Origin of the sequence: Acinetobacter soli, from assembly GCF_018139125.1 — a bacterium.
Taxonomy (GTDB): domain Bacteria; phylum Pseudomonadota; class Gammaproteobacteria; order Pseudomonadales; family Moraxellaceae; genus Acinetobacter; species Acinetobacter soli.
Window position 1 is genome coordinate 1,883,625 of the sequence record NZ_CP073241.1, and the last position, 13,687, is coordinate 1,897,311.

Consider the following 13,687-nt stretch of genomic DNA (forward strand, 5'->3'; position numbering starts at 1 on the left):
CATGAAAAAACAGCATCTTCCTGAAAAAGTTTGTGAATATTGTCAGCGCAGTTACACGTGGCGTAAAAAATGGGAGCGCTGCTGGGACGAAGTGCGCTATTGCTCAGAGCGCTGCAAACGTGAAGCCAAGCGTGAGCGCGCCAAGACATCGACAGCGCACTAAACTCAAGGCTTAATGATGTTTATACTGGCGCGTGCAGTAACCACGAATTACATCGGGTGAACGCAGTTGCAAATGTTTGGTTTTACGCCCAGTGACTCGCTCACGCCATAACTTGAAGCTGCTCGATTTCATATGCTGGCGCATCAGACGAATCACAGCCGACTCATTTAAGCCAAACTCTCGCTCAATCGCTTCAAACGGCGTGCGGTCTTCCCACGCCATTTCAATAATACGGGAAATCTCATCATCTTGATATTCACGGGTCTGGGTCACACGTTCACCATTGATATTGACTAGGGGTTGCTAAGACAACACAGCGATTTTAGTGCATCACTTTAGCGAAATGAAGGTGAAGAATTTGTGATGTCAGACGCCTTGGTCTCATCTCGTTAAGCGCTACCAACATCACTTTGAAAGCGCAAACCGATGCCCGCAACAGTAAAAATATAATGCGGTTGTAGCGCTGAGTCGCCCAGCTTAGTTCTAAGTTTTTTGACCAAAATACGCAAATAATGCGTGTCCTCTTCATGCGTAATGCCCCAAAGCTCCGACAAAATCTGCTTTTGGGTCACAATTTTACCCTGATGCCGAATGAGTAAGGCCAGTAGCTGAAACTCTTTTTTGGTGAGTACCACCTCGTCTCCAGCCAGTTTCACGCTATGCTCCGCGACATCGACAAAAAGCTGTCCATCATTAAAAACCAGATTATGCTCACTTTGACTCGGTTGCTGACGAAACATCACCCGAATCCGGGCACATAACTCCTGAATACTAAATGGTTTGGTCACGTAATCATTGGCACCCGCATCGAGCAACTTAATTTTTTGCTGCTCGTCTGGACGTGCAGAGAGTACGATGACCGGAATTTGCGACCATTGCCGCATCTCTTTTAATACCTCTGCACCATCCATGTCGGATAGGCCCAAATCTAAAATCAGCAGATCTGCCCCTTGAGAGGCCAAAATTTCCAGCCCTTTCATACCGGTTTCAGCCACATGCACCGCATAACCCTGCGCGCGTAAGGCAATATCGAGAAATTTACGAATCTGTGGCTCATCGTCGATAATCAAAATCGAGGCCTGTGTATTAAAGCTATGCGGCATAAATCATCGTTATTCTTGGTGTTGAGGTAATCGTATTCGAATTTGGGTGCCTTGACCATACGGCCCAGCCATTGCTTCAATGCTCCCCATATGTGCCCCGATAATGGCTTTTACGATGGCAAGCCCAAGCCCAGTACCAGTTTTACCCCGATCACCACGCTGCATGGTATAAAACATATCAAAAATTTGCTCACGCTCCTGCTCGGGAATCCCGATGCCCAGATCGATGATATCAATCTGAAACTGCTCATCGACTGCACTGATCTGCACCTGAATGGGAACAGCATCAGGTGAAAACTTGGCTGCATTTTCAAGCACATTAAATAATGCCTGTTCGATTAATGCCGGATGTACATACAAAGCGGGTAAATTCGGCGCAATGTGTGTGTCTATCTGAATATTGGGTTGATAGCGTTTTAAACGCTGGGTCGCCGATCCTATCAACTCATCGATACTGATCCATGCACGGCTTAACGTCAGCCCCTGATGGCCCAAACGCGTCATATCGAGTAGATTTTGGATATAACGATCAAGCCGTTCGCCCTCGATGTGAATGGTGTCGAGCAGGCTGTCCCGATCTGTATCTGACAATTGCGCACTGTAATATTTTAGCGTATCTGCCGAGCCAATCATGGCGGCCAAAGGTGAACGTAAGTCATGCGATACCGATGACAAGAGCGCTGATCGCAGTTTCTCGGTTTCGGCTACCACTCGTGAGTTTTCGAGCTGAAATGACAGTAAAACCCGCGCCAGTGTTTGTGCAATATCTTCAATCATCAGCTCGGCCAAACGCTGCTGCTCAAAACTGATCACGTCTAAATCGGGATGAAAGCGCAGTGCAATCACACCATGCTCCCCCGCCAGATTGAGCGGATTAAACCACCACTCAGATTGGGTCAGGGTATTGGTAAAACGCCCACAGGGCTGACCATTTTTTTGTGTCCAGTCGGCTGCAATGTGGTCTTTGTGATTTAACTGACTCCGATCACCCGCCTCAAGTTCCCCCACTCTTAACCATGCCGTGGCTTTCAGTGCACTCTCCAGATGCTGTTTAGATACACCAAGCACCTGTGCAATATCTACGCACGTCGAGAGTTTACGCTCAAGCTCTTGCAGTTGCAGCGATACACTATTGGCCACCCTTAAACTCAGTACCTGTGCGCGTAACTGATTGGCCAGACGCCCAACCAGTAAAGCCGATAAAATAAAAATCACGATGGTAATCACACCACGCTCTGCGCTAATCCTAAAGGTAAAGCGGGGCTCGATAAAAAAGTAGTTGTACAGTAAAAAACAAACGAAAACACTCAGCAAGGTCATGAGCATTCGGGCGCGCATGGCCACCACCAGCACCGTCACCACAAAAATCAGCGCCAGCTCGGTATAGCCAATAAAATGATCACTGATGGCCGCGATAATAAATCCTGCCAGTACAATCAAAATGCTTTCGATCAGTTCTCGCGCCTGAAAATGGGTGTACTGTTGCAGCCATGTTTGATCGGGCACAGCAGGCTGTGCCGAATACGATGTTGCTTTGAGTGGTTGTACAAAGGTAATTTCAAAGGGATGCTGCTTGTCGAGGAGCTGATCGGCAATATGCTCGGAGCGAATACGCTCAAGAAGTGTTTTTTTGGGACTTTTCCCCAGCAAAATATTTGAGGCACCATAATCATAGGCCGCCTGCAAAATGGTTGGCGCAATCTGATGACTGTAAAGCAAATAGGTGTCGGCACCCAGTTTACGTGCCAGATTAAATGCTTTGCTCACAGCCAGACTTTGCGCCGAGGAGGTTTTGCTTTTTTGAATTGAAATTACACTCCACGTTGCATTGCGTCGCTCGGCAATGCGGTGGGCACGGCGCACCAGATCCTCAGCAAAGACAGAACCATCGATGGCCAGCATCACATGATTCTGAATCGGGACGATGCGCCCCTGCGCCACAGATTTTTCCCGATAATCAATTTCGACCTGCCCCGCCACAGTCTGAATCGCCAGATCACGCAGTGCAGTTAAATGTGCAGGTTTAAAAAAGCCCTGCAAGGCATGCGGTGCCATATCGTCTAGATAGATTTTGCCATGTTTCATGCGCTCAAGCAGTTCAGGCACAGGCAAATCGACCAGACGAATATCTTTCAATCGCTTGAGTAACGCATCGGGCACAGTTTCGGTCACGCGAATGCCGGTAATCTGATACACCACATCGTTTAGGCTTTCTAGGTGCTGAATATTGAGGGTGCTATAAACATTGATTCCGGCATCCAGAATTTCATTGACATCTTGCCAGCGATATTCATGCCGACTACCCGGCACATTACGATGGGCCAGTTCATCGACCAGCACAATTTCAGGCTTAATGTGAAGAATCTGGTCTAAATCCATTTCCTCAAGTTTACGGTCTTGATACTCGACCACTCGACGTGGAATCACGTTTAAACCCGCAATCAACCGCGCTGTATCGGCACGACCGTGAGTTTCTACTACCCCCACAACGACCTGTTTGCCCTGCTGCATCAGCTCATGCGCCCGCGTGAGCATGGCATAGGTTTTACCCACGCCGGGTGCAGCACCTAAAAAAATGGTAAGACGCCCAGATTGCTCACGTTGCGTATGCGCCAACCAAGCATCGGCTTTTTCATTGCGGTCAATCTGCATCAGTTCTGTCCTATCGAGCGGGTTGGGTCGAGCCTTGATCCAGTGCCAGATTCAGCTTGAGTACATTCACACGCGGCTCTCCATATAGTCCAAATTGCGGCGTTTGGGTATATTGCATCACCAGTTGACGAACCTCCTGCTCACTCAAACGACGTTGCTGTGCAACGCGTTTAATCTGTAGCTGGGCAGCTTCTGGAGAAATATCCGGATCTATTCCACTGCCCGATGCGGTGATCATATCATCTGGCACCTGAGCACCACCAATCTGATTGCTTTGAGCAAAAGCAATGCTACGCTCACGAATCTGCTTTTGCAGTTGCGGATTAGATACTGCCAGATTACTTCCCGACATCCCATCGACACTGTAATTACTGGCACTCGGGCGTGGCTGAAAATAGGCTGCACTTTTAACCTGCTGCCCCACCAAGCTCGATCCTATAATTTTACCGTCACGTTCAATCAGACTACCGTTGGCCTGTTCAGGAAAAATAAGCTGTGCAACCGACACACTGGCTGTCGAATAGAGAGCACCCGAGAGCACAAAACCCACCACGACCAGCCCGATACTGGCTCGCCATAACGAAGTCGATGACTCCACAGCAGTTGCATGTAAATCTGAATGATTCAATAAAGTATTCATCGTTGGCTCCTAAATCCACACCGCGACCACAAGATCAATCAGTTTGATGGCAATAAACGGGAACACGACACCCCCCACGCCGTAGATCAGCATATTACGGCGTAGCAGTTGTAGCGCACTGGCAGGTTTAAACTTGACGCCACGGAGTGCCAGTGGAATCAACATTGGAATAATCAAGGCGTTAAAAATCAATGCCGAAATCACGGCACTTTTTGGGCTACCCAAGTGCAAAATGTTTAAAACCTCAAGCTGCGGTACCGCAACAGCAAACAAGGCCGGTAAAATCACGAAGTATTTAGAAACATCGTTGGCCAATGAAAAGGTGGTTAATGCGCCACGGGTAATCAGTTGCTGTTTACCAATTTCAACCACATCCAACAGTTTGGTTGGGTCTGAATCCAGATCGACCATATTACCGGCTTCTTTGGCCGCCTGAGTCCCCGAGTTCATGGCCAGCCCAATATCGGCCTGTGCCAGTGCAGGTGCATCGTTGGTACCATCGCCAACCATGGCCACCAGTTTTCCTTCAGCTTGTTCATTTCGGATACAGGCCAGCTTGTCTTCTGGTCTAGCTTCGGCAATGTAGTCGTCGACTCCAGCTTCTGCGGCAATCGCGGCTGCGGTCAGTGGGTTATCACCTGTCACCATAATGGTTTTGATGCCCATTTCGCGCAGTAAAGCAAAACGCTCTTTAATACCTTGCTTGATCACATCCGATAATTCAATCACGCCTAAAATCGTATGATTAGCGGCAACCACCAGCGGCGTAGCACCCTTAGATGCCACTTGCTCTACGCGGGTTTTTAGCTCGATATTATTGCGGATATCTTGCCCAGTGAATCCCAAAATTGCATCAAGCGCGCCCTTACGAATTTGATGACCATCGGCTAGATCGACACCGGATAAACGAGTCGCTGCACTAAACTGAATAAACGCTGCCTGTTCGGGTTCTTGTACAGTTTCGCCCATTTCTCTGGCTAAACTCACCACCGACTTCCCTTCTGGTGTCGGGTCGGCAAAAGAGGTCATCATAGCCGCCTGACGCAGCTCACTCATCCCGATACCAGTGAGTGGATAAAACGCCGTGGCTTGCCGATCGCCATAGGTAATCGTGCCTGTTTTATCTAGCAGTAACACATCAATATCACCAGCGACTTCAACCGCTTTACCCGATTTAGCCAATACATTGGCTTTTAGGGCACGGTTCATGCCAGCAATCCCGATTGCAGGTAACAAACCGCCAATGGTGGTCGGAATAAGGCAGACCAATAAAGCCACCAGTAAAACTACACTGATCTTGATGCCTACCATTGAGCCAATAAAAGGCAAGGTCACCACCACCACAATAAAGGTGATGGTCATGATATTTAATAAGATTCCCAATGCAATTTCGTTCGGCGTTTTCTGACGGTTTGCTCCTTCGACCAGTGCAATCATTTTATCGAGAAAGCTATGGCCCGCTTCATTGCTCACACGCACAACAATCTGATCGGTCAGCACTTTCGTGCCCGCAATCACACCAGAGCGGTCGGTATTGGCTTCACGCAGTACAGGCGCAGATTCACCCGTCACCGCCGACTCATTAATAGTGGCAAAGCCGCGCACAATCTCACCATCGGCGGGTATAATCTCGCCCGCTTTGATCAGTACCAAATCCTCTTTTTTAAGTAGATTGGCCGATATCAGCTCAGGTGTCTGAGGTGAATCAAGATCGGTGAGTTTATTCGCCATCAGATTTTCACGTGCTTGACGCAATGATGCAGCCTGCCCGCGCCCTTTGGCTTCTGCAACTGCTTCGGCGTAGTTGGCAAATAGGACCGTGACCAGCAAGATCAGTGTCAAAAGCAAACCAAAGCCCAGACTGGTACTGCCCATAAGTGTCGCCACGACGGTAAGTACCGTACCGACCCACACACACGCCATGACCGGATTTCGAAATGCATGCTGCGGGAGCAGTTTATAAAAAGTTTGTTGAATAATTTCTTTATTCAAGATCGTGATTTTGTTCGCATGAGACGAGTTCATAATGCGTGCTCCAGCGTTAAATATGGACCGACAGATAGTCTGCGATTGGGCCTAAAACCAGTACTGGCATAAACTGCAATACCGTTAAGATCAGTACAATGCCAATCAGTGTGAGGGCAAAGGTGGGTGACTCGATATGCAATGAGCCTTTACCTTCTGTGGCTTTAGGCTTGGTGGTTAAGCTGACTGCGATTAATACAGGCACAATGAGCACGCTATAGCGGCCCGCCAATAGCGCGACACTTGCACTTAAATTCCACCACACCGTGTTGTCGCCCAGACCTTCAAAACCAGAACCGTTATTGGCAAAGGCAGAAACATATTCATAAAACACTTGGCTGATGCCATGAAAGGCCGGATTGGAGTTGGCCGTCAATGACGGAAAAGCAATCGCGAGTGCGGTAAGCCCTAAAATGACGACGGGTTGCAGCAAGATCACAAAAGCCAGTAATTTAATTTCGGTGACTTCAATTTTTCTGCCGAAAATCTCGGGGGTGCGTCCCGTCATTAAGCCTGCAATGAACACTGCAAGAAGCAGGTAAATAAAGAACTGCAACACGCCACAGCCAATACCGCCCCAAATGGCATTGATTAACATGTTACAGAGCTGCACCAAACCGTTTAGGGGTGAAGACGAGTCGTGCATCATGTTGACCGAGCCATTATTCACTTGCGTGGTCAAACTACTCCACAGCGCAGAAGCTTCCACCCCAAAGCGGACTTCTTTACCTTCCATTTGTGCCAGATTGGGTAAGAGTGAAAATTTTTCGGTCCACATCGACAACATGGTAGATGCCAACGACATCAGCAGCATGGTGCCAAAAATCATCCACATCAGTTTACGGCGCTGTACAAAGCGTCCGATCATAAACACCACAGACAATGGAATCAGTAAGATCGCCAGCATTTCAATCACGTTGGAGAACGGCGTTGGATTTTCAAGTGGCACACTACTGTTTGGGCCATACCAGCCTCCGCCATTACTGCCCAACTGTTTGATCGCGACCATCGGCGCGACTGGCCCTAATGGAATATGCTGTGTTTTGACTTCGACACTTTGATCCAGATTTTGCGCAACCGGCCCGCCAGATAATGTCGCAGGCACACCTTGCCATGTCAGCAGCAATGAAAAAACAAAAGCTAAAGGCAAAAAGAAGCGCAGTAATGGACGTATCAAATCCAGCCAGTAATTGCCAAGATTAATCTCTTGCCAATGTTGTTTGTCTTTGCTTTGGGTTTTACCCGATTGTAAGAAAAGTGCACGCAGCATAGCCGTCAGCAAGGCCAAACCAATGATCGGTGATAAAAACTGCATGCCCACAATTACGGTCATTTGTGACAAATAAGAGAGCTGTGCCTGACCCGAATAATGCTGCTGGTTGGTATTGGTTAAAAAAGAAATGGTGGTATGTAAGGCCAAATCCCATTTCATATTGGGAACATGGTCTGGATTGAGTGGAAGCCATGCCTGCGTCATGAGGATCACTACACTCACTACAAGTAACACCACGTTACTTATTACGAACGCGCCCAGATATTGCCGCCAGTTCATTCCAGTTTGCCGAACGCCGAGTGTTCGATAGAGAGGCTGTTCGATCCAACGAAACAGACGATCGCTTTTCATCGGTTTGGCTTGCATCACATCGGCAAGATAATGACCGAGCGGATAGGCCAAAATCAGCGCAAGCACAAACACGGTTATAAATTCCCACATTGCAAATGCCATCGTTTAAATACGTTGACATTAGTATGGAAATTTAATGCGTAAATTCTCTATATATCAAAAAACACAGGGCGTAAATTTTGTGTAAATTTTTTAATAACCGCTTTGATATTCCTCTTTTTAAGACAGATTACACATCGATTTCTGGTAGCTATCAATGCGAATTCATCGATTAGCTCAAATGAAAACTATATTACCTGACTAAATAGGATACAAACGATCAGTAACCACATTTTTCATGACCATGGTCGAAATTAAACGCTGTACATTCGGCATAGCCGAAAGGCGCTCATCGTAGAGTTTTTGAAAACTCAGCAAATCCTTAGTCACCACATGCAGCATATAATCAGGATCTCCAAAGAGGCGCTGCGCCTGCACAATTTGTGGAATCTCGATCACCGCTTCTTCAAATGCGCTCACCGAGGCTTTGTCACCATCGCGTAGCGTGACAAACACAATGGTCGCAAATTGTAGTCCAATCAGTGCAGGTTCAAGCTGGGCACGATACCCCCGAATCACACCTGATTCTTCGAGTGCACGTACACGACGATGGCACGGCGACAGGCTCAAACCAATTTTTTCAGCCAGCTCAGTCAAGGATAATCGTCCATTTTGCTGAAGTTCCGCAAGAATCTTCTTATCTATCTTATCCATTTAGAAGAAACTCTCCTTTTTATCATTTTTTGAGCAAGTCATTAACAACACATTCTAATCTGTTCTGGCTATGCTTTTCTACATACCATTACGCTCTTATACGCCCGCTTGTACTTATTCAATTTAGGAAGATGACAATGAATATGAATACCTTGCTGACATTTTGGGGTGTTTCCGCGTTGTTTATTTTAACTCCCGGCGCCGATTGGGCTTATGCCATCACAGCGGGGATCCGTGGACGAGTGGTGATTCCTGCTGTGTTTGGACTGCTGCTCGGGCATGCGTTGAGTACACTCCTTGTCGCCACAGGCATTGGTGCGATTGTAAATGGTTCACCTCTATTGCTTCAGGTATTAACAGCAGCAGGTGCACTGTATTTACTCTGGCTCGGAATCGGCTTACTCAAAAATCCCGCTGAGCTTCGTCATTCTTCCGCGTTACTCACTACCACGAGTCAGACACGGCACTGGTTGGTTAAAGGTCTGTGCATTAGCGGGTTAAATCCGAAAGTATTTTTATTGTTTTTTGCTTTGCTGCCACAATTTATCGATTTATCTTCTGGTTTTACTGTTTCAACCCAAATTTTAGTGCTGGGGATGATTCATCTGGCAACATGTAGCGTGATTTATTATGCGGTAGGTTTTGGTTCTCATGCACTGCTCAAAACCCGGCCACATGCGGCACAGCGTATCAGCCAAGTTTCGGGTGCATTGATGATCATCATTGCGAGCTTACTTTTAATCGATCAATCTCATCATTTGGTTTAAATTGCCTGATATAGAACGTGATACTCACATACACCATGATCTGATTTAAATGGCCCGAACACATTTGTCAGCAATTAAAAAAGCGGGCTTAAGCCCGCTTTTTTAATGTCAACTGGTTTAAGCCCCAGTTTGATAGTCGGCCTGAGGAACGGCTGTAGAAGCCTGATACGGTTGACGGAAGTCATTTAAGCCCGCAGCAGCTTCCTGAATGTCTTTGCCTTCTTTAATGACAAACGTATCAAAGCCAGAACGTTTTAAGTAGTTCAGTACATCTTTGAAAATATCACCGACTGCACGTAGTTCACCTTGATACCCCTGACGGCGCAACAATGCAGCAAAGGAATAACCACGGCCATCATTGAAACCTGCAAACTCAATAAAAATCGCATCGAGCTGATCCAGCGGAAATTGATGCGTTTCTGGTGAGTCATTCACCGTGATGTATAGCGCTTTTTTGCCTTGGATCGCGGTAAGTTGATCCAGTTGTGCAGTGGTCACCACCACATCCCCTGCCGGAATCACACCGTCTTCGGCAATCGGTTGATAGGTGTTATCTGCAATGCTGCCGTCTTTAGCAAGCACCTGTAATGCTGGATTAAGCATATGCGCGCTCCTTAAAAGGTTGAATGCCAACACGGCGATAGGTATCGATAAAACGTTCTTGATCCTGACGCAAATCCAGATAGGTATTTAAAATTTCTTCTACCACATCAGGCACGGCATCGGCTGCAAACGATGGTCCCAAGATGTCGCCAATCGAAGCATCGTGATCTGCGTTACCGCCGAGCGTAATCTGGTAAAATTCTGCGCCTTTTTTATCCACGCCTAAAATACCAATATTACCGACATGGTGATGACCGCAGGCATTCATACAGCCTGAAATATTCAGATCAAGTTCACCCAAGTTATAGATGGTATCGAGATCTTCAAAACGACGCGTAATGGCTTCTGAAATTGGAATCGATTTCGCATTTGCCAATGAACAGAAATCCCCTCCCGGACAGCAAATAATGTCGGTCAGGAAGCCAATATGCGCACGGGCCATATTGTGCTGCTCAAGCGTTTGCCACAAGGCAAATAAATCTTTTTGAGGCACATCGACCAGTGAAATATTTTGTTCGTGTGTGGTACGTAGCTCACCAAAGGTATATTGGTCTGCCAGATCCGCAATCAAATTCATTTCTTCTGTGGTCATATCGCCTGGCGCAACCCCTGCACGCTTCAAGCTAATGTTTACAATACGATAGCCTTTGACTTTATGGGCATTGGTATTGATGTTGTACCACTGCTTGAATTTTGGATGCTCGGCAAACACTGTACTAAAATCTTCGTCGTTCAACGCTTGATAAGTAAATGGTGTGAACACCTGATCCAGTTTATTTAACACTTCAGGCTGAATTTTTAAAGATTCGCGGATTTGTGCAAACTCGGCTTCTACTTTCTCAGCAAATACCGCAGGTGTTAAAGCTTTGACCAAAATTTTGATACGTGCTTTATATTTGTTATCACGACGGCCGTGTAAGTTGTATACGCGAAGGACGGCATCTAAATAGGCAATGAGGTCTTCACGTGGCAAAAACTCACGAATGACACTTCCAATAATTGGGGTACGGCCTAAACCACCACCCACTTTAATCTTGTAGCCCATCTCACCGGCATCGTTTTTGACAATGTAGACACCAATGTCATGAAACGACGTTGCAGCACGATCTTTCTCTTCAAGTGCAGACACCGCAATTTTGAATTTACGTGGTAAAAACGCAAATTCTGGATGGAAAGTACTCCACTGACGAATCAATTCACAGGTCGGGCGCGGATCGGCAATTTCACCTGCAACAACACCCGCATACTGATCTGTAGTGGTATTACGAATACAGTTACCACTGGTTTGAATGGCATGCATTTGTACTGTAGCAAGCTCTGCCAGTATATCGGGTACATTTTCAAGTGCTGGCCAGTTCAACTGAATATTTTGACGCGTAGAAACGTGTGCATATCCACGGTCATATTCTTTTGAAATTTCTGCAATTTTGCGTAATTGTTTTGAATTCATCAAGCCATACGGCACCGCGATACGCAGCATCGGTGCATAACGCTGTACGTAAAGACCATTTTGCAAACGCAATGGACGGTATTCATCTTCGGTGAGCTTTCCAGCTAAGTAGCGTTCGGTTTGATCACGGAACTGAGCAACGCGTTCATTAATCAACTGTTGATCGAAATCAGTATATAAATACATGGCGTATGGCTAGTAGATTCATTATAAAGGCGTCTAGCATAACGAGCTTTGATTCATCAACAAAATGCTTTTTTTGGATATTTAATAACGATTTTATTGATAAGAGTGCTGTGCGGTTTTACATCTCATCTAAAATACATACTCTTGCGATGAATCTTTTTATTGTAAATCTTTTTGTTCGGACTGTAAGCTAAATGACCTGTCTTATATCGATACGCTAGCTCGTATAATTTCTTTGAATTCAATATCTAAATCTGAAATTTGAGTATTGGGAATATGACCTATTAAATAATCCTCTTTTGTTTGAAAAAAGAAATCAAAACTTTGACTCATCCATGAATCTTGTTGACTTTGTTTTTTAAAAATTGGACATAAATAGCGAAGATAATAATGCACCCACTCTATTTGCGTGGAAAATGTAGTGAAGTCTCTTAAATTTTGTTGTAGTTGTTGTAAATCGTAACGAATTTTCTCAATATTGGGGTCAAATAGCCAAACAATAATCTCCATCGATTCTACAGTGCTCATTATATAGGGTTGACTGGATTCAAATCTTTGAGTGATATAAAGCTGAGCGCCTTTTTCTGAATAACTTGATGGATTGAAAAAGCAGCCGAAAAATATCACGATTTAATGTTGGACGATAAGGGCCGTTCTTTTTTAGAAAAGGAATTGGGAATTATTGCAGGCTGGGGCAACAGTCAAGCAGATTTTAAAGTGGGCAAGGACAGTAATGATGGAAAAATCTAATCTAATTACTTATTTCATCATAAGTTTACTCATCAGTTTACTTGTCACTGCTTGTCAACCAGCCCCAAAAAAACTAGAGAAAAATTCCATGAATCAACCGCCTTATTCTTTACATTTCGGCCAACATGGATTTGAAGATTTTGCTCAGCATCAGCTTAACCGTTCCGAAAGCCACCCTTCTGGTGCTGGATTTAAAGAATTAGATTTTTCTCCCCCGAATTTAGGAAAGATCAAGATTGAAAATGGTGAAAATAGCTTGGTGATTGATCATGTCTTTTCCGTTTTAGGCACTTCATTTAATTCAGAGGATGGGATTCAAAAACTTCGCATTAACTCAGGTTTAAATAAAGAAGAGTTTGTAACGCCCGAACATGCTTACCAAGGTTATGTCGAGTTAATGAAACGAATCAATCAGGCAGGATGGAAAAATTATTTTATAAGAAGTATGCCGCGCATCGCAAAAGAAGATAATCTTCGATATTTAATGGAATCTGGTTATGTTATCGACCCTAGTTATATCTTCAGTTACGAAGAGTGGCAAAAAATTATAAGTGAAAGCGTTGGAAACTCGATTGGATATCGTCTATATGCCAATGGTATTTTTGTCAGCATTAGATTAAAACAAACTAAAAAAACAGAAGACGGTAAAGAACAATATATCGTTCGCTATGCATTGGAAACCATTCGGTATGATGAAAGAAACTCTATTCCTAATGGTTACGAAATCACCTCAAAAGAGCTAGAGCAAGCATTTAAACAACAGCTTTTACAAAACCAGAATGCTAGAGAAATGGCTGAAAAAGAGGCCATTGAAAATGGTTATCGAATCGATCAGGATTATGTTGATCCAGATGTCTGGCCTTTTGTGAAATAATCGTAATACTAAGCTTATTGCCTTTTTTTAGTTTAATGAACTCTTATCATTATTTTACTCTAATGAGCTTTAACCCATAATCAGTTAGTTTATTCAC

At 45.2% G+C, this 13,687-nt stretch carries 12 protein-coding genes and 3 pseudogenes; 4 read left to right on the top strand and 11 right to left on the bottom strand.

Features of this window, described 5'->3' with window-relative positions:
- Position 1: 1 nt before the first annotated feature.
- On the top strand, positions 2-163 hold the full coding sequence (locus KCV09_RS08675; protein WP_011182656.1) for a DUF2256 domain-containing protein: 162 nt from the start codon (positions 2-4) through the stop codon (positions 161-163).
- A gap of 9 nt (positions 164-172) precedes the next feature.
- On the opposite strand, the gene KCV09_RS08680 is transcribed toward KCV09_RS08675, so the two are convergent.
- From KCV09_RS08680 to KCV09_RS08710, 8 genes and pseudogenes are all read right to left on the bottom strand, one after another.
- Positions 173-385: a TIGR03643 family protein gene (locus KCV09_RS08680; RefSeq protein ID WP_233746984.1), complete on the bottom strand. Its 213-nt coding sequence runs from the start codon at positions 383-385 to the stop codon at positions 173-175.
- A gap of 167 nt (positions 386-552) precedes the next feature.
- A complete protein-coding gene (locus KCV09_RS08685) occupies positions 553-1,266 on the bottom strand; it encodes a response regulator (RefSeq protein WP_212515037.1) in 714 nt (237 codons plus the stop codon).
- Between the two features lie 9 nt (positions 1,267-1,275).
- Positions 1,276-2,736, bottom strand: a pseudogene (locus KCV09_RS16480) (sensor histidine kinase); the annotation flags it as partial.
- 56 nt (positions 2,737-2,792) lie between these two features.
- A pseudogene (locus KCV09_RS16485) lies at positions 2,793-3,918 on the bottom strand (histidine kinase); the annotation flags it as partial.
- A gap of 10 nt (positions 3,919-3,928) precedes the next feature.
- Entirely contained in the window at positions 3,929-4,558 is a 630-nt protein-coding gene (kdpC, locus tag KCV09_RS08695) for a potassium-transporting ATPase subunit KdpC (protein ID WP_151815726.1), read from the bottom strand.
- 9 nt (positions 4,559-4,567) lie between these two features.
- Positions 4,568-6,583 (bottom strand): potassium-transporting ATPase subunit KdpB, encoded by a 2,016-nt coding sequence (gene kdpB / locus KCV09_RS08700; protein WP_212515039.1) that lies wholly within the window; start codon positions 6,581-6,583, stop codon positions 4,568-4,570.
- 16 nt (positions 6,584-6,599) lie between these two features.
- Positions 6,600-8,297: a potassium-transporting ATPase subunit KdpA gene (gene kdpA / locus KCV09_RS08705; protein WP_212515040.1), complete on the bottom strand. Its 1,698-nt coding sequence runs from the start codon at positions 8,295-8,297 to the stop codon at positions 6,600-6,602.
- 210 nt (positions 8,298-8,507) lie between these two features.
- Positions 8,508-8,960, bottom strand: a complete 453-nt coding sequence (locus KCV09_RS08710; RefSeq protein WP_004929605.1) for an Lrp/AsnC family transcriptional regulator — start codon at positions 8,958-8,960, stop codon at positions 8,508-8,510.
- Positions 8,961-9,097: 137 nt separating this feature from the next.
- On the opposite strand from KCV09_RS08710, the gene KCV09_RS08715 reads away from it, so the two are divergent.
- Positions 9,098-9,727 carry a LysE family translocator gene (locus tag KCV09_RS08715; protein WP_104124829.1) on the top strand — a complete coding sequence of 210 codons (630 nt, stop codon included), beginning with the start codon at positions 9,098-9,100 and terminating at the stop codon, positions 9,725-9,727.
- Between the two features lie 117 nt (positions 9,728-9,844).
- Here KCV09_RS08715 and KCV09_RS08720 read toward each other — a convergent pair whose 3' ends face one another.
- The 3 genes from KCV09_RS08720 to KCV09_RS08730 all read right to left on the bottom strand — a co-directional run bounded on the left by KCV09_RS08720 (position 9,845) and on the right by KCV09_RS08730 (position 12,476).
- Positions 9,845-10,330: a DUF934 domain-containing protein gene (locus KCV09_RS08720; RefSeq protein WP_004941198.1), complete on the bottom strand. Its 486-nt coding sequence runs from the start codon at positions 10,328-10,330 to the stop codon at positions 9,845-9,847.
- Positions 10,323-11,966, bottom strand: a complete 1,644-nt coding sequence (locus KCV09_RS08725) for a nitrite/sulfite reductase (RefSeq protein ID WP_004943422.1) — start codon at positions 11,964-11,966, stop codon at positions 10,323-10,325. The genes KCV09_RS08720 and KCV09_RS08725 overlap by 8 nt, the downstream gene beginning before the upstream one ends.
- A 204-nt stretch (positions 11,967-12,170) precedes the next feature.
- A complete protein-coding gene (locus KCV09_RS08730) occupies positions 12,171-12,476 on the bottom strand; it encodes a hypothetical protein (RefSeq protein ID WP_228301553.1) in 306 nt (101 codons plus the stop codon).
- Positions 12,477-12,563: 87 nt separating this feature from the next.
- On the opposite strand from KCV09_RS08730, the pseudogene KCV09_RS16495 reads away from it, so the two are divergent.
- Both KCV09_RS16495 and KCV09_RS08735 read left to right on the top strand, forming a co-directional pair.
- A pseudogene (locus KCV09_RS16495) lies at positions 12,564-12,716 on the top strand (DUF2515 family protein); the annotation flags it as partial.
- The gene (locus tag KCV09_RS08735; RefSeq protein WP_212515041.1) at positions 12,700-13,590 is read left to right on the top strand and encodes a hypothetical protein; all 891 of its coding nucleotides are present in this window, start codon (positions 12,700-12,702) and stop codon (positions 13,588-13,590) included. The pseudogene KCV09_RS16495 and the gene KCV09_RS08735, both read left to right, overlap by 17 nt.
- The last annotated feature ends 97 nt before the right edge of the window (positions 13,591-13,687 follow it).